Annotated in this window: 1 protein-coding gene; it reads left to right on the top strand. The window is 75.0% G+C overall.

The features are described 5' to 3' along the window. Positions 1 to 216, top strand: a 216-nt coding sequence (locus tag BIV23_RS45285) for a CysS/YqeB C-terminal domain-containing protein (protein ID WP_425443590.1), incomplete at both ends; no start/stop codon positions are given.

Here is a 216-nt window from a genome sequence, read left to right as displayed (position 1 = left end):
GGTGCGGGCCATGCTCGGCGTCCTCGGTCTCGACCCGCTGGACGAGCGGTGGGCGGGCGAGTCCGACCGCAGCGAGGACCTGCACGGCGTGGTCGACAGCCTCGTCCGCCTGGTCCTGGACCAGCGCGAGGCCGCCCGTGCCCGCAAGGACTGGGCGACCGCCGACGCCATCCGCGACCAGCTCACCCAGTCCGGCCTCACCGTCGAGGACAGCCC

Source organism: Streptomyces monashensis (assembly GCF_001866665.1).
GTDB classification, from domain to species: Bacteria; Actinomycetota; Actinomycetes; order Streptomycetales; family Streptomycetaceae; genus Streptomyces; species Streptomyces monashensis.
This window is presented reverse-complemented; position numbering and strand designations above follow the sequence as displayed.